A 16,612-nucleotide genomic window follows, 5' to 3' on the forward strand; every position below is an offset into this window, starting at 1 on the left:
GACCAGACATAAGTGAAATAGGTGGCTGGCGACCAGCATCGTGACTGGCTTAGAGCATTTGATACTTGAACATCACTAAACGGTATATAAAAGCGTTATAGGTATGCACCTAGTTATAAATACACTGAACATAATTTAAGGGCACAACATTCTCAATGAAGAAGCTTGCTGCCGAATGAACCCAGTGAATAAGGTGCAAAATGAAACAGATTTCAATAAAGAAAAATGGATGGACTCGAGTTGCCTTATTTAGCGCGCTAATCTTCGGCAGTGCAACCGCGAGTGCCACCGAGCTGCTTAATAGTTCTTATGATGTGTCCCGCGAGTTATTCAGTGCCTTAAACCCCGGTTTTGAAAAACAGTGGGAACAGCAAAATCCTGGTGACAAGCTGACCATCAAACAATCTCATGCCGGTTCCTCCAAACAGGCGTTGGCAATCTTGCAAGGGCTTAAAGCGGACGTGGTGACCTATAACCAAGTCACTGATGTGCAAATCTTGCATGACCGCGGCAATCTCATCCCGGCTGACTGGCAAGCGCGTTTACCTAACAACAGCTCGCCGTTCTACTCCACCATGGCTTTTCTGGTGCGTAAGGACAATCCAAAGAACATCCATAGCTGGGATGATTTGGTGCGCGAAGACGTCAAGCTGGTATTCCCGAATCCAAAAACCTCCGGTAATGGCCGTTATACCTATCTGGCCGCTTGGGGGGCAACTGAACAAGCCAATGGTAAAGACCAGGCCCAAACCCGTGATTGGATGAAGCGTTTCCTGAAAAACGTGGTGGTTTTTGACACCGGCGGTAGAGGGGCGACCACCACTTTTGTTGAGCGCGGCTTGGGTGATGTGCTGATCAGTTTCGAATCTGAAGTGAACAATATTCGCAAAGAGTATGGCAGCGACAAATATGAAGTCATTGTCCCGCCAGTCGATATTCTGGCGGAATTCCCAGTAGCTTGGGTGGATAAAAATGTCGAGAAAAATGGCACTGAAAAAGCCGCCAAAGCTTATCTCAATTACCTCTACAGTCCACCGGCACAGCAGGTAATCACCAGCTTTAACTACCGTGTTTATGATAAAGCGGCGATGGAAGCGGCTAAATCCCAATTCCCTGATACCAAATTATTCCGCGTTGAAGAGCAATTCGGTAGTTGGCCACAGGTGATGAGCACTCACTTCGCCACTGGCGGCGTGCTGGATAAATTGTTAGCAGAAGGTCATCAGTAATGATGTCGGCATCGAGTAAACGGGTTCTGCCCGGATTTACCCTCAGTCTTGGGAGCAGCCTGCTTTACACCTGCCTGATTTTGTTATTACCACTCAGCGCGTTAGTGATGCAAGTTGCTCAGATGAGTTGGGCACAGTATTGGGAGGTGATAACCAACCCTCAGGTGGTCGCCGCTTATAAAGTCACCTTACTGGCCGCCGGTGTAGCCAGTATTTTCAATGCGGTATTTGGCATGTTGATGGCCTGGATTTTGACGCGCTATCAATTCCCCGGCCGCAGTTTACTTGATGGTTTGATGGATTTACCCTTCGCCTTACCCACGGCGGTAGCGGGCTTGACACTGGCAACCTTGTTCTCCACCACCGGTTGGTACGGTGCCTGGTTATACGATGTTTTGGGGATCAAAGTCTCCTTTACCTGGTTAGGGATTGCGGTCGCCATGGCCTTTACCAGCTTGCCGTTTGTCGTGCGCACCGTGCAGCCGGTATTGGAAGAGTTAGGGCCAGAATATGAAGAAGCGGCGGAAACTTTAGGGGCCAGCCGCTGGCAGAGTTTCCGTCTGGTGGTGATGCCGGAATTGGCTCCGGCATTGCTGGCGGGCACTGCATTATCCTTTACCCGCAGTTTGGGTGAATTCGGTGCGGTGATTTTTATCGCCGGTAACATCGCCTGGAAGACGGAAGTGACTTCGCTGATGATTTTCATCCGCTTGCAAGAGTTTGATTACCCGGCAGCCAGCGCCATTGCGTCAGTCATTCTGGCGGTTTCACTGGTGCTGTTGTTCGGGATTAACACGTTACAAAGTCGCTTTGGTCGGCGGATAGGGGGGCATTGATGGCTGATATCACAGAATTTAATGGTGTGGCCCGCCCGCCCATCAACTGGGGCAAATGGACGTTGATCGCCATCGGCGCACTGTTCTCGTTTTTACTGCTAGTGATCCCGATGGTGTGGATCTTTATCACCGCATTTTCGAAAGGGATCGAGGTGGTCGGGCAGAACTTATCTGACCCCGATATGCTGCACGCCATTTGGCTGACGGTGCTGGTGGCGCTGATTACCGTGCCGGTGAACCTGGTATTCGGTGTGGTACTGGCTTGGCTGGTGACGCGGTTTGTTTTCCCTGGTCGCCAGTTATTGATGACATTAATTGATATTCCGTTTGCCGTTTCACCGGTGGTTGCCGGTCTGATGTATCTGTTGTTTTACGGCTCAAACGGCGTGGTGGGCGGTTGGTTGGATTCTCACGATATCCAATTGATGTTCTCCTGGCCCGGAATGGTGCTGGTCACCATCTTCGTCACCTGCCCATTTGTGGTGCGTGAACTGGTGCCGGTGATGATGAGTCAGGGCAGTCAGGAAGATGAGGCCGCCGTGTTGTTGGGGGCCTCAGGTTGGCAAATGTTCCGCCGTGTGACCTTGCCGAACATTCGCTGGGCATTGCTGTATGGCGTGGTGTTGACCAACGCCCGCGCTATTGGTGAGTTTGGTGCGGTTTCGGTGGTTTCCGGTTCTATTCGTGGCGAGACCTACACCTTGCCGCTGCAAGTTGAGTTATTGCATCAGGATTACAACACCGCCGGGGCCTTCACCGCCGCCGCGTTGTTGACGCTGATGGCAATAGTGACCCTTTTTCTGAAAAGCGGCCTGCAATGGCGCTTAGCGCGTCAGGTTGTTCGTCTCGAACAGGAGCAAAAAGCATGAGCATTGAGATTGATAATATCAGTAAGTATTTTGGCCGCACCAAAGTGCTGAATAACATCACACTTGATATTCCTTCAGGCCAAATGGTGGCTTTGCTTGGCCCTTCTGGTTCGGGAAAAACCACTTTATTGCGCATTATTGCCGGGTTGGAAAACCAAAACGCCGGGCGTTTAAGTTTCCACGGCACTGATGTGAGCCGCTTGCATGCCCGTGACCGCCGTGTTGGGTTTGTATTTCAGCATTACGCGCTGTTCCGCCACATGACGGTGTTCGATAACATTGCTTTTGGTTTGACAGTGTTACCTCGCCGTGAGCGCCCAAATGCGGCGGCTATCAAGCAGAAAGTGTCGCAATTGCTGGAAATGGTGCAATTGGGCCATTTGGCTAGCCGCTATCCATCACAACTTTCTGGTGGCCAAAAGCAGCGAGTGGCTTTGGCGCGCGCGCTGGCGGTTGAACCACAAATTCTGTTGCTGGACGAGCCGTTTGGTGCCCTGGACGCGCAAGTGCGCAAAGAGCTACGCCGCTGGTTGCGCCAGTTGCATGATGAATTGAAATTTACCAGCGTCTTTGTCACGCACGATCAAGAAGAAGCCATGGAAGTGGCTGATCGAGTGGTGGTGATGAGTCAGGGCAATATTGAACAGGTCGGGACACCCGATGAAGTGTGGCGCGACCCCGCGACTCGCTTTGTGTTGGAGTTCCTCGGTGAAGTTAACCGCCTGAGCGGTGAAATTCGCGGGTCACAGCTGTTTATTGGTGCCCATCATTGGCCGCTGGATTTAGCCCCAATGCACCAAGGCAATGTGGATCTCTTCCTGCGCCCTTGGGAGATGGAAGTCAACATTCAATCAAGTGCCCGCTGTCCGCTGCCGGTTCAGGTGCTTGAAGTCAGCCCGCGCGGCCACTTCTGGCAATTAACAGTGCAACCTATTGGTTGGCATCAGGATCCTATCAGCGTGGTCTTGCCAGAAGGTAACATTGACGCCCCGGTGCGCGGCAATCGCTATTATGTTGGCGGGTTAAATGCGCGCTTATATTCTGGCGATCAATTGCTGCAACCCATTGCTTTAGCCCAAAGCGCCTGATAGGTTTTTCTTCTTTTTGTAAACACAGAGTCATACCCAAAGTCATTGGAGCGGCGAACACCTCTGCCGCTTCAAGAAGAAAGGGTATCTAAAGGTAATGAATGTGACGACCCTCGAACACTGCATCGGCAACACCCCACTGGTAAAACTGCAACGCATGAGCCAAGGGCTGAATGCACAGATTTGGGTCAAACTGGAGGGCAATAATCCGGCCGGTTCGGTGAAAGACAGGGCGGCACTGGCCATGATCCAGCAAGCGGAATTGCGCGGAGAAATATCTCCGGGCGATGTATTGATTGAAGCCACCAGTGGTAATACCGGCATTGCGCTGGCGATGATTGCCGCCATCAAGGGCTATAAGCTGAAATTACTGATGCCGGAAAACATGAGCCAAGAGCGGCAGGCCGCCATGCGCGCCTATGGGGCCGAGCTGATTTTGGTCAGCCGTGAGCAGGGTATGGAGGGCGCGCGGGATCAAGCGCTGGCGATGCAAGCACGAGGGCAGGGTAAGGTGCTGGATCAGTTTAATAATACTGACAATCCGTATGCGCATTTTACCGGTACCGGGCCGGAAATCTGGCAGCAAACCGCGGGTAAAGTGAGCCATTTTGTTTCCAGCATGGGGACGACCGGCACTATCACAGGGGTTAGCCAATATCTGAAAAGTCAAAATCCGGAGATAACTATTATCGGCTTGCAACCGGCCGAGGGCAGCAGTATTCCGGGAATTCGTCGTTGGTCACCAGAATATATGCCGGGAATTTTCCGCTCCGAGCTGGTGGATCAGGTGCTGGATATCACACAAATTTCAGCTGAACAAACCATGCGCCGCCTGGCCACAGAAGAGGGAATTTTCTGCGGTGTTAGCTCCGGTGGTGCAGTGGCCGGGGCATTGCGAGTAGCCGCCGAAAACCCAGGTGCGGTGATTGTGGCGATTATCTGTGATCGCGGGGACCGCTATTTATCAACTGGAGTTTTTGAGTAATTAAAGGGGATTTTCCCCTTGATGAACCCAAAACAGATCATTGGGTTAGCGTTTATCTTGATGATTCATTGTGGTTCGAGCCGGGTTTGAATCACGTCCTGCTCGATAACACATTGCAAAAATTTCAAACCCTACTCAATCCCAAACCCTATTGTCACCCCCATCTTTTGGGCGCGCTGTAGCGCAGACCCGCATGATATTCATCGGCTGTAACCTATTGCATAATCGGTCAAAATTCCTTGAGCTACAATGAAGAAAAGAGTGAAACCAACGGCCATGGGATTATTGACCCATCAAAGCCGATGAGGGTGAATCAAATAAAACTCAAGGATATGTAAGGATTGAGTAAAATCGGCTGCGCGCAAGTCAAATAGGCATGAAAATAGCCGAAATCAGGCTGGAGAGCGAAGAGATGAAAATTTTGTTAGTCGATGATGATGTTGAGCTGGGCAGCATGCTGAGGGAATACCTAAGCGGCGAGGGTTTTAATGCCGAATTGGTCGTCACCGGTAAAGCGGGCATTGCCGCGGCTTTGTCTGGGGACTATACCGCCTTGATTCTCGACATTATGTTGCCTGACATGAGTGGCATCGATGTTTTGCGCCAAGTGCGTAAAAAAAGCCGTTTACCCATTATTATGCTGACGGCCAAAGGCGACAATATTGACCGTGTTATCGGCCTGGAAATGGGCGCTGATGATTATATGCCGAAGCCGTGTTACCCACGTGAATTGGTGGCCCGACTGCGCGCAGTATTACGCCGTTTTGACGAGCACCCCGATGCGCTTTCGGCGGATGATAGTGTCATTACACATAGCGACTTGATGCTCAATCCGTCGACCCGCAGCAGTGAATGGCAGGGCAAACCCTTTGATTTGACAGCTTCTGAGTTTAATTTATTGGAATTGTTATTGCGCTCGTCAGAGCGGGTGGTCACCAAAGATGAGTTATCTGACAAAGGCTTAGGCCGGCCGCGGGAAGCCTATGACCGCAGTGTCGATGTGCATATCAGCAATATCAGACAGAAACTCGCGGCATTGCCGGGGAATACGTTAAATATTGAAACGGTCCGTAGCATTGGCTACCGCATCAGATAATTGCCATTGGTGGAGTCAGTTAAGTATGCGTGGACGGTTATTCTGGAAAATCCTACTGGGGTTTTGGCTGACCTTTATTTTAATGACCCAGATGCTCTGGGTGGTATTTTCCTTTTACGGCAATCGCCATGAACCACTTGAGCGCGAAATGATACGCCAGATTGCTAAGTTACAGGTCGCTTCTGCGGCCTCGGTGCTACAAAGTGGTGGCCTGCCAGCCCTAAATGCCATGACGGCGAACTGGCCGGAAACAGATAAAAATCACTTTTCGGTATTGCCAGCGACAGAAATACCCCAAGTGACGACGGAATCACCGGATAAAACGTTGCCAGCCAAAGGTCGAGGGCCAGAATTTTACAGTAGAGAAGTTACAGCTTGGGTCAAAGGATCGGATGGTCAGAATTATCGTATCAGTTACGACATTGATGGATTGCGGGAAGTCAATCAACAGGGAAGGTCCGATGGAGGCCGCCATGAAATATTGAACATTCCGATCCCCATGATTTGGATGGGAGTGCTGGGCGGCTTGTTCTTCAGTACCTTGCTGGCCTGGAACCTGACGCGGCCAATGCGCCAACTGCGTGCTGGTTTCGAACGGGTGGCGCAGGGCGATTTGTCGGTGCGGCTGTTGCCTGTTATGCGTCATCGCCATGACGAACTGACCGAAGTGGCGCGTGATTTTGATTCAATGGCTGAGCGGCTGAAAGAGTTGGTTAGTGCCCGCGAGCAATTATTGCACGACGTTTCTCATGAATTACGTTCTCCACTGGCTCGCTTGCAATTAGCGATTGGATTAGCACGTCAAAACCCCAAAAATGTCGAAAATTCATTGCTGCGCATTGAACATGAATCTGAACGGCTGGATAAGATGATTGGTGAGTTATTGGCGTTATCTCGCACCGAAAATCACAATATCGCCGATGATGACGAGTATTTCGATTTGTACGAGTTAGTGGCCGTGGTGGTCAATGATGCTCGCTATGAAGCACAGGTGCCGGGTGTTGAAATACTGCTACAGGTATCACCGCAAGTTGACTATACCGTCAAGGGGAATGCCGAGCTGATGCGGCGGGCGATTGATAATATTGTCCGTAATGCGCTGCGATTCTCCGCCCAAGGCCAACAGGTAAAAGTGGTGCTTTCATTGACTGATGAGAGTTACCAGATTCAGGTTTCTGATCAAGGGCCGGGTGTTGAAGACAGTAAACTCTCCAGTATTTTTGATCCCTTTGTCCGGGTCCAATCAGCTCTCTCCGGCAAAGGCTATGGTCTGGGTCTGGCCATCACCCGCAAGGTGATTTTGGCGCATGGTGGGCAGGTTGAAGCAAGAAACGGCGAGCAGGGTGGGTTGGTGATTATCTTGCGAGTGCCGCGTTGGAGTGCGATAGAATAAATTATCAAACAAAACGGCGCACAAAGGCGCCGTTTTCCATATTCGTATGAAATTATTTCTTGATACGAATAATCGGCGTCTCACCCACGGTGACACTACCGGACAGTTTAATCAGTTCTTTAATCTCGTCCATGTTGGAGATAACCACCGGCGTCAAAGTAGACTTGGCTTTCTCTTCCAGCAGGGCCAGATTGAACTCAATAACTACATCGCCTTTCTTGACGCGTTGGCCTTCTTCAGCGATGCGTTTGAAGCCTTCGCCTTTCAGTTCAACAGTATCAATACCGAAGTGGACGAACAGCTCAATGCCGCTGTCTGATTCGATAGAAAAAGCATGGTTAGTTTCGAAAATTTTACCGATGGTGCCGTCAACAGGAGCAACCATTTTATTGCCTGAAGGCTTGATGGCAATCCCATCACCAACGATTTTCTCTGCAAAAACAACATCAGGAACATCTTCGATGTTGACGATCTCACCAGACAACGGCGCGACGATTTCAATAGTGCCACTGTCTTTTTTATCATCTGAAACCAGTGATTTCAGTTTATCGAACAAACCCATGATCTTCTCCTAAGTATTTATACTCGTCATACTTCAAGCTGCATATGCGTTGGCTGCGTTCAATCACCCGAATCACTTACAACACAGTAAGCTCATCGGGACTCTCTCACTTGCCACCTTTCCGCAACTCGAATTATTTAGAGTTTATATTGGGCAGCAGTCCAGTATCGTGGAATTAGCAGAGCGTTTTTTCTTCGATGAATGTGGTAACCAAATCCATCAATTCCTTCGCTGTTGGTTGAGCTAGTGCTTGCTCCGCCAACACTTTCACATCTTCGAAATTCGTATTACGGATAATTTTCTTGATGCGTGGGATCGAAATCGCACTCATGCTGAACTCATCCAGCCCCATGCCCAATAGCAACAGTGTAGCACGTTCGTCGCCAGCAAGTTCACCGCACATACCGGTCCACTTACCTTCAGCGTGAGATGCATCAATTACCTGTTTGATCAGGCCCAATACCGATGGCGACATTGGATTATAGAGATGAGAAATCAGCTCATTGCCACGATCTACAGCCAGAGTATACTGAGTTAGATCGTTTGTCCCAATACTAAAGAAGTCAACTTCTTTAGCTAAATGGCGAGCGATGACCGCCGCCGCAGGTGTTTCAACCATCACACCGACCTCGATAGTTTCATCAAAGGCCTTATTTTCTTCACGTAATTGGCTTTTCAGCAGCTCAAGTTCTGCTTTCAGTTCGCGTACTTCTTCAACCGAAATAATCATCGGGAACATGATACGCAATTTACCAAACGCCGATGCACGCAAGATGGCGCGCAGCTGTGCGTGCAGAATCTCTTTGCGATCCATAGCAATACGGATGGCACGCCAGCCCAAGAATGGGTTTTCTTCTTTTGGCAAGTTCATGTACGGCAGGTCTTTATCACCGCCGATGTCCATAGTACGGACGATAACTGCCTGAGAGCCCATGGCTTCCGCAACGGCTTTATAAGCCTGGAACTGCTCTTCTTCAGTCGGCAGAGAGTCGCGGTCCATGAACAGGAATTCGGTACGATACAGACCTACACCTTCAGCGCCATTACGTTCAGCACCGGCGATATCACGCACTGTGCCGATGTTGGCAACCACTTCAACCTGATGACCATCAAGGGTTATTGCAGGCAAGTCTTTCAGTTTGGCCAGATCATTTCTTTCGGTGATGTACTGAGCTTTCACCGCTTTCAGTCGCTCAATCACTTCAGTCGTTGGGTTTAAATAAATTTTGTTATTGACCGCATCGAGGATCAAATAATCATCATTCTGGATTTCTTTGGTCGCATTACTGGTCCCGACGATAGCCGGTAATTCTAGTGAACGAGCCATAATCGAGGTGTGAGAGGTGCGGCCACCTAAATCGGTGATGAACCCTAACACTTTATCCAGATTAAGCTGCGCGGTTTCTGACGGGGTCAAATCGGTTGCAACCAGAATCACTTCATCCGGAATAGCGCTCAAATCAACAATGGTCAGGCCGAGAATGTTCTTCAGAAGGCGTTTACCGATATCACGTACGTCAGCCGCACGTTCTTTCAGGTATTCGTCATCCAGTTCTTCCAGTGCTTTCGCCTGGCCTTCAATGACGGAATAAGCCGCGGCATCCGCAGACTGCTTATCATCTTTGATGAGGGCTATGATTTCCTGCTCAAGCTCTTCGTCTTCCAACAGCATGATATGCCCTTCGAAGATGGCAGCTTTCTCTTCGCCGAGACTGGCTTCAGCTTTGGTCTTGATCGCTTCCAACTGTTCAGCAGCTTTAGCCCGCCCAGTTTTGAAACGCTCGACTTCTTGCTCCACTTGGTCAGCAGAGATCTTTTTCCGGTTGATGACAATCTCATCTTCTTTCAGTAAAAGTGCTTTACCAAAAGCGATACCCGGTGATACTAAAATGCCTGAAATCATAACCCTACCTTACTCTTGACTGGTGTTAACTAAAAAAGCACGCGTGATTACTCAAGCTCTGCCATCAGTTTTACCAGATGCTCAACAGCTTTCTTCTCATCTTCGCCTTCGGCCGAGATCGTAACAACAGTCCCTTGGGTCAGGCCCAGAGTTTGCAGTTTGAACAGGCTCTTGGCACTAGCGCTTTTACCGTTAGAAATCACGGTAATTTCGCTTGCAAAGCCTTTTGCTTCTTTTACGAACTGGGCAGCAGGGCGGGTATGCAGACCGTTTGGTGCTGTAATAGTAACTTCTTGCTGGAACATTGTATTTCCCCAACTTATTGGATTTATGTTGTGGAGCTAAAGTTTAGTGTAAAAACCAAACTTTAGCCTGTATTGGTGCGCGCATAACTCATCATTCAACTCGCGCATGACTATGCCTCAACCAGTGACAAGTCACAAAGACAGTTTCTGATGCAACCCTAATTCAGGTCTAAAATCATCACTATCAGTTTTAAGAATAATGCTCTCTTTGCGTTATGTCTTCAATCAGCGTTCAGTGATGACATTTTTTGTTGTGTTGCATAATTGATAAATCGATTCAGCCAGAGAGGCGCTCAATACGTGATTAATTTCGCGTATCGAAATAATTGACCGGTTAAATACTAAACCCAGAGGGTAAAATCAATCTTTATGTAGTAAAAACTTTGAAGCGCGCCACAAAAAAAGCACCCACGAGGGTGCTTTTTTAGCATTTAGTGCGACGGCCTGACTACTGTTGCAGCTCTTGTTCAGTGAACAAATCTGCAAACAACGCCGTGCTTAAATAGCGCTCACCCGAGGACGGAAGAATAACCACAATTGTTTTGTCAGTAAAGTCATCTTCTTCAGAAAGCTTGACCGCTGCTGCAACGGCTGCACCAGAAGAAATACCGGCTAAAATGCCTTCTTCATCCATTAAACGGCGCGCCATCGAGATGGCTTCATCATTGGTGACCAGTGCAACACGATCAACCAGACTCAGGTCGAGGTTACCGGGAATAAAGCCAGCGCCGATCCCTTGAATCTTGTGCGGGCCGGGTTTTATTTCCTGGCCAGCTAATGCCTGAGTAATTACCGGAGAATCTGTTGGTTCAACCGCAACCGTGGTAATCGCCTTGCCTTTGGTATTTTTAATGTAGCGGCTGACACCGGTTAGGGTACCGCCGGTACCGACACCCGCGATAAAAACATCGACTTCGCCATCAGTATCTTCCCAGATTTCTGGGCCGGTGGTTTTTTCGTGAATATCTGGGTTCGCTGGGTTGCTGAATTGCTGCAAGATAAGATAGCGGTCTGGATCGGTTGCTTGAATTTCTTCTGCTTTGGCAATGGCCCCTTTCATCCCTTTGGCGCCTTCGGTTAGCACCAAATTGGCCCCCAGTGCTTTGAGCAGTTTACGGCGCTCAATACTCATGGTTTCGGGCATGGTCAGAGTTAATTTATAACCGCGTGCGGCGGCAACAAATGCCAGCGCGATACCGGTATTACCACTGGTCGGTTCTACCAGTTCTTTGTCTTTGGTCAGAATGCCACGATTTTCGGCGTCCCAAATCATATTGGCACCGATACGGCATTTAACACTGAAACTTGGATTGCGTGACTCAACCTTCGCCAAAATGCGCCCGTTACCGATACGGTTCAGACGAACCAGCGGCGTATGGCCGATTGTTAAAGAGTTGTCTTCATATATCTTGCTCATAGCCCGTCCTTTAACTCTATGAAAATGTAGGAATCGTTCAAAGCATACGCTAACAGTATGGCTATGGAAGTAAGGAATTGGTATATCGATATGTTATTAGGAAATAAGTTTTAATCCCAATAACTTTTAATCTTGGTAAATCACTTTTATTCTCGGCAATAGGGGCGCGACCAGCACGCCCAGGCAAAATTATTGTGATGACTGAACAAACTGATCGCGGTAGCGCTCGACCCACATTGCTGTGGCACCACAGACCGCGACTGGCATAATCACCAAGTTGAGGAAAGGAATCATAGTGAATAAACTCACTAAAGCGCCAAACTGCAGGTTATCGACCTTATTTTGACGCAGAGCACTGCGCATATGCTGAAAACTCACTTTATGGTTATCAAAAGGGTAATCACAATATTGTATCGAGAGCATCCAGGCGCTAAACAGGAACCACAGAACCGGAGCGAGGGTTTGGCCAATACCGGGAATGAAGTACAGCAGCAATAGCACCAAAGCCCGTGGCAAGTAATAGGCTAATTTCCGCCATTCACGCGCCATAATCCGTGGCAGATCTTTCAGGATACCCATAATACCGGTGTCTGGTAGCGGTTTACCGGTCAGGCTGGCTTCTAACTGTTCGGCCAGCAAACCGTTAAAGGGGGCCGCAATGAAATTGGCGAGGGTACTAAATAGATAACTGAACACCAGTAGCACTGAAATCACCATTACAGGCCACAATAAATAACTGAGCCACTGCAACCAGTCAGGGACATAACTCATTAACTGGGGAACCCAGTCACCTATCCGGTTGAATAACCACCAAAAAGCTCCTCCCATCAGCAGAATATTCACCAATAAAGGCAAAATCACGAATCGCCGGATACCCGGACGGGAAATTAACTGCCATCCTTGGGCAAAATAATGGATACCATTGACCTTTTTTACTGCTTTTTGCGTATACGCCATGCCATTCAGTTCTCTATAAGCTTGTTGACCGGTGTATCATATCGGTATGATTTCCCACTGCATAGTCACATTTTGTGCGAAAAATAAGCAAAACATCTAGTATAATCATCTTTCTTTGAAGAAAATTGAGCACGGACTTGCACTTGTGTACGTTGGGAAATAGAGTTAAAGGGTGAATGTTTGCCGCGGTGGCAATGTATAGGAACAACAGAGATAGTAATGATGCAGGATTTGCGTCTGATATTAATCGTTGTTGGCGCGATCGCCATAATAGCGTTGTTATTGCATGGTTTATGGACCAGCCGTAAAGAACGCTCATCAATTTTTCGCGATCGCCCAGTTAAACGTCCGAAACAAGAACGAATTGAAACCCCGATCGAGACTCTCGATGAAGGGGTGGGAGAAGTGCGCGTCCGCACTGCTCATCCACAAGAGAAGCCTTCGTTTAATCATCTTGATGAAGACGACGATGAATTGCCGGTAATTCAGCATACTGAAACCAAACCGGCTTCGGCTAAGGCGGAACCTCGCCAGAAACCTTTTGCTTCAGTGCAAACAGGCTCAGTGGAAATAGAAAACGATGACCCTCTTTTGGGTGGGCTATCTGCTGAGCAACCACCGCATGAATCACAGCGTGATCCTTTGTTTGGCTCGGTTGGGGAATATGACTCACAACCGCGTCACGCAGAACCACAACCTGTGGCTACACATGCCGCTCGGGTGGCTCCGCAACCTGTGGAATCACAACCAGAGCCTGTCGCTCCAGCTCCTGAAGTGAAACCACAAAAGCTGAAAGAAACCGTTTTGGTGCTGCATGTTGCAGCCCATCATGGCGGGGCTCTTGGGGGGGAAGTGCTACTACAAAGTGTACTTCAGTCTGGCTTCCAGTTTGGTGAAATGGGGATTTTCCATCGCCATCTTAGCCCGGCTGGCAGTGGCCCAGTATTATTCAGCTTGGCAAATATGGTGAAACCGGGTTCTTTTGACCCTGACACTATGTCTGACTTCTCAACGCCGGGTGTCTCAATGTTTATGATGGTGCCGTCTTATGGCGATGCACATCAAAACTTTAAGTTGATGCTGCAATCAGCCCAGCGTATTGCTGATGATGTCGGCGGTGTGGTGTTGGATGATGAGCGCCGCATGATGACCCCGCAAAAACTGGAAACGTACAAGGCCCGCATCCGCGAAGTGTTGGATGCAAACGCAACCGCCTGATAATGTTGCCTCGCAATGAATTGAATTAACCCGAACCCCCGCATGCCGGGGGTTTTTTATCTTTGATGGTGAGCCATGGAATCGATAATTCAGCAAATTAATCAACTAAGAACCTCATTGCGCCATCACGAGCATCAATATCATGTGCTGGATGCGCCAGAGATCCCTGATGCTGAATACGACCGGTTGATGCAGCAATTACGCGATTTGGAAGCACAACATCCCGAACTGATTACCAATGACTCACCGACTCAACGGGTAGGCGCCGCGCCTCTTGATGCATTCGAGCAGGTTAAACATGAAGTCCCGATGCTGTCTCTGGATAATGTCTTTGATGAAGAGAGTTATCTGGCTTTTGATAAAAGGGTGCATGACCGGCTGAAAAGCGCGGAACCGCTGACATTTTGCTGTGAATTGAAGCTTGATGGTTTAGCGGTGAGTTTGTTGTATGAAGAGGGTGAACTGGTACAGGCCGCAACCCGTGGTGATGGCACCACCGGTGAAAATATCACTGCCAATGTGCGCACTATCCGGGCTATTCCGCTGCGTTTACAAGGGGATAATATCCCGCGTCGGGTTGAAGTTCGTGGCGAAGTCTTTATGCCACAGGCCGGTTTCGAGCAACTGAATGACGAGGCGCGCCGCAAAGGGGGCAAAATTTTTGCTAACCCGCGTAATGCGGCTGCTGGCTCACTGCGCCAGCTTGACCCGCGTATTACCGCTAAACGGCCATTAACCTTCTTCTGCTATGGCGTGGGTTTATTGGAGGGCGGTGAACTTCCCCGCAGTCATATTCAGCGCCTAATGCAGTTTAAAGCTTGGGGCTTACCGGTCAGTAATCGGGTCAAACTGTGCACTGGCAGCGAGCAAGTCATTGCTTTCTATCGTCAAGTTGAACAAGACCGCGCCGGTTTAGGTTTTGATATTGATGGTGTGGTCATCAAAGTTGATTCACTCGACTTGCAAGAGCAGTTGGGTTTCGTGGCACGCGCACCGCGCTGGGCGACGGCATTTAAATTCCCGGCACAAGAACAGATAACTCAAGTCCGTGAAGTAGAATTTCAGGTGGGGCGCACCGGTGCGATTACCCCGGTAGCCCGGCTGGAACCTGTACAAGTGGCGGGCGTGATTGTCAGCAATGCCACTCTGCATAATGCCGATGAAATCGAGCGCTTGGGTTTACGCATTGGCGATACCGTAATTGTCCGCCGTGCCGGAGATGTTATTCCGCAGGTGGTGGGCGTAGTGATGGAGCAGCGCCCGCAGGATGCTAAAGAGATTACTTTCCCTGAACACTGCCCAGTGTGCGGCTCTGATATTGAGCGGGTTGAGGGCGAAGCGGTCGCTCGCTGTACTGGTGGGTTATTCTGCGCCGCGCAACGCAAAGAGGCATTGAAGCATTTTGTTTCGCGCCGGGCGCTGGATGTCGAAGGTATGGGTGACAAGATTATCGAGCAACTGGTGGAAAAACAGTATGTTGAGAATCCTGCTGATTTATTCACACTGACTGCGGGCAAGCTGACCGGGTTGGACCGGATGGGGCCGAAGTCCGCACAAAATCTGATAGCGGCGCTAGAAAAAGCGAAACAAACCACTTTTGCCCGCTTTTTGTATGCTTTGGGCATTCGTGAGGTGGGGGAGGCGACAGCGGCTAACTTAGCGGCTCACTTCCGTAATCTGGCAAATCTGCGTGCGGCAGATATTGAAGCATTAAAAAGTGTGCCGGATGTGGGGGAAATAGTGGCCAAACATGTGCGGAATTTCCTCGGTGAAGAACACAATCAGAAAGTGATCGAAGCGCTGGAAAAAGTGATCAGTTGGCCGGAGCCTCAACCAATTATTGCCGAAGAGATCGACAGCCCATTTGCCGGAAAAACCGTGGTGCTCACTGGCTCGCTGACCATTCTCTCACGTGACGAAGCAAAAGATCGCCTGACTGCTTTAGGGGCAAAAGTGAGTGGCAGTGTTTCCAAGAAAACGGATCTGGTGATTGCGGGTGAAGCTGCTGGTTCAAAATTGGTGAAGGCGCAGGAACTGGGGATTAAGGTTATCGATGAAGCAGAAATGATCCTTTTGCTTGGTGAATAATCTTACTCATGAAAGGGCATTCGGAGGGGCATGTGGAAAAAGAAAATTTAGTTGAGATCGCCAATACCCGTATGCCTTTCGGTAAATATCAGGGCCGGGTATTGATCGATCTTCCGGAGGAGTATCTGCTTTGGTTTGCGCGCAAAGGTGAGTTTCCTCAAGGCAAGCTGGGTATGCTGATGGAGATGACTCTGGCCATCAAGATTGAAGGGCTGGATAGTTTAGTTAAACCACTTAAACGCGGCTAATCTGGCATTCTAAAATATGGCGATGGGCGGATGCCCGTCATCGCCATAGTCTTGTTTTTTAAGGCATCACCGGCATTAAATATAAACGTCAATCTGGTTCTGTACCGAAGGGCGGTTGACGCCATCACCGGCCGCTGCGCTGACTGTATTGTTGTCCCCTTCTTTGGTTTTCTCCGCTTCTTTGGCTTGAATACGCGCAATTTCAGCTTGTAGTGCAGCAATTTGATTCTGAATTTGGTGTTGCTGTTTTTTTAACTCATCAGCAGTTAAATCCGAGTCTGTTAAGGTACTTAACTTTTCGGTCAGTTTTTGGATCTCTTGATTAATGGATTTAATCTGTGCCGCGCTACTGTTGTCTGACGAGCTACTACTGCTCACAGAGATTGATGCTGCAGATATTGTGGTCGACATCATTATT

The 16,612-nt window shown here is 49.2% G+C and carries 15 protein-coding genes and 1 pseudogene; 10 read left to right on the forward strand and 6 right to left on the reverse strand.

All coding sequences use genetic code 11. The features are described 5' to 3' along the window. The first annotated feature begins 200 nt into the window (after positions 1-200). The 7 genes and pseudogenes from OVO64_RS09030 (at position 201) to OVO64_RS09060 (ending at position 7,496) form a co-directional block, all read left to right on the forward strand. Positions 201-1,229 (forward strand): sulfate ABC transporter substrate-binding protein, encoded by a 1,029-nt coding sequence (locus tag OVO64_RS09030; RefSeq protein WP_038634996.1) that lies wholly within the window; start codon positions 201-203, stop codon positions 1,227-1,229. Continuing rightward, complete coding sequence (gene cysT / locus OVO64_RS09035) at positions 1,229-2,065, forward strand: sulfate/thiosulfate ABC transporter permease CysT (protein WP_038634993.1); 837 nt, start codon at positions 1,229-1,231, stop codon at positions 2,063-2,065. The genes OVO64_RS09030 and cysT overlap by 1 nt, the downstream gene beginning before the upstream one ends. Next, a pseudogene (cysW, locus tag OVO64_RS09040) lies at positions 2,065-2,941 on the forward strand (sulfate/thiosulfate ABC transporter permease CysW). Before cysT ends, cysW begins: the two are co-directional and overlap by 1 nt. Further along, a complete protein-coding gene (gene cysA / locus OVO64_RS09045) occupies positions 2,931-4,022 on the forward strand; it encodes a sulfate/thiosulfate ABC transporter ATP-binding protein CysA (protein WP_038634987.1) in 1,092 nt (363 codons plus the stop codon). Before cysW ends, cysA begins: the two are co-directional and overlap by 11 nt. Positions 4,023-4,125: 103 nt before the next feature. After that, positions 4,126-5,007 carry a cysteine synthase CysM gene (gene cysM / locus OVO64_RS09050; RefSeq protein WP_038639672.1) on the forward strand — a complete coding sequence of 294 codons (882 nt, stop codon included), beginning with the start codon at positions 4,126-4,128 and terminating at the stop codon, positions 5,005-5,007. A 412-nt stretch (positions 5,008-5,419) separates the two neighbouring features. Then, positions 5,420-6,103, forward strand: coding sequence for a response regulator transcription factor (locus OVO64_RS09055; protein ID WP_050291523.1), 684 nt, complete (start codon positions 5,420-5,422; stop codon positions 6,101-6,103). Between the two features lie 25 nt (positions 6,104-6,128). After that, a complete protein-coding gene (locus OVO64_RS09060; RefSeq protein WP_038634984.1) occupies positions 6,129-7,496 on the forward strand; it encodes an ATP-binding protein in 1,368 nt (455 codons plus the stop codon). A 52-nt stretch (positions 7,497-7,548) separates the two neighbouring features. Here the strand turns inward: OVO64_RS09060 and crr are convergent, their stop codons facing one another. The 5 genes from crr to cysZ form a co-directional block, all read right to left on the reverse strand. Next, positions 7,549-8,058, reverse strand: a complete 510-nt coding sequence (crr, locus tag OVO64_RS09065) for a PTS glucose transporter subunit IIA (RefSeq protein WP_004392561.1) — start codon at positions 8,056-8,058, stop codon at positions 7,549-7,551. A 175-nt stretch (positions 8,059-8,233) separates the two neighbouring features. Next, a complete protein-coding gene (gene ptsI / locus OVO64_RS09070; RefSeq protein ID WP_038634982.1) occupies positions 8,234-9,961 on the reverse strand; it encodes a phosphoenolpyruvate-protein phosphotransferase PtsI in 1,728 nt (575 codons plus the stop codon). Positions 9,962-10,008: 47 nt separating this feature from the next. Then, positions 10,009-10,266 carry a phosphocarrier protein Hpr gene (gene ptsH, locus OVO64_RS09075; protein ID WP_004393588.1) on the reverse strand — a complete coding sequence of 86 codons (258 nt, stop codon included), beginning with the start codon at positions 10,264-10,266 and terminating at the stop codon, positions 10,009-10,011. Between the two features lie 448 nt (positions 10,267-10,714). Continuing rightward, positions 10,715-11,683 carry a cysteine synthase A gene (gene cysK / locus OVO64_RS09080; RefSeq protein WP_038634979.1) on the reverse strand — a complete coding sequence of 323 codons (969 nt, stop codon included), beginning with the start codon at positions 11,681-11,683 and terminating at the stop codon, positions 10,715-10,717. A 189-nt stretch (positions 11,684-11,872) separates the two neighbouring features. Further along, complete coding sequence (gene cysZ / locus OVO64_RS09085) at positions 11,873-12,640, reverse strand: sulfate transporter CysZ (protein WP_038634976.1); 768 nt, start codon at positions 12,638-12,640, stop codon at positions 11,873-11,875. Between the two features lie 219 nt (positions 12,641-12,859). Here cysZ and zipA point away from each other — a divergent pair, with 219 nt between their 5' ends. The 3 genes from zipA to OVO64_RS09100 all read left to right on the forward strand — a co-directional run bounded on the left by zipA (position 12,860) and on the right by OVO64_RS09100 (position 16,194). Continuing rightward, positions 12,860-13,858 (forward strand): cell division protein ZipA, encoded by a 999-nt coding sequence (gene zipA / locus OVO64_RS09090; RefSeq protein ID WP_038634973.1) that lies wholly within the window; start codon positions 12,860-12,862, stop codon positions 13,856-13,858. A gap of 75 nt (positions 13,859-13,933) precedes the next feature. Then, complete coding sequence (gene ligA, locus OVO64_RS09095) at positions 13,934-15,946, forward strand: NAD-dependent DNA ligase LigA (RefSeq protein ID WP_038634971.1); 2,013 nt, start codon at positions 13,934-13,936, stop codon at positions 15,944-15,946. Between the two features lie 32 nt (positions 15,947-15,978). Further along, positions 15,979-16,194 carry a DUF3820 family protein gene (locus OVO64_RS09100; protein WP_004703771.1) on the forward strand — a complete coding sequence of 72 codons (216 nt, stop codon included), beginning with the start codon at positions 15,979-15,981 and terminating at the stop codon, positions 16,192-16,194. Between the two features lie 75 nt (positions 16,195-16,269). Here the strand turns inward: OVO64_RS09100 and OVO64_RS09105 are convergent, their stop codons facing one another. Next, positions 16,270-16,605, reverse strand: coding sequence for a FlxA-like family protein (locus OVO64_RS09105; protein ID WP_267248723.1), 336 nt, complete (start codon positions 16,603-16,605; stop codon positions 16,270-16,272). Between the last annotated feature and the right edge of the window lie 7 nt (positions 16,606-16,612).

Origin of the sequence: Yersinia sp. Marseille-Q5920 (assembly GCF_946902935.1) — a bacterium.
Taxonomy (GTDB): Bacteria; Pseudomonadota; Gammaproteobacteria; order Enterobacterales; family Enterobacteriaceae; genus Yersinia; species Yersinia rochesterensis.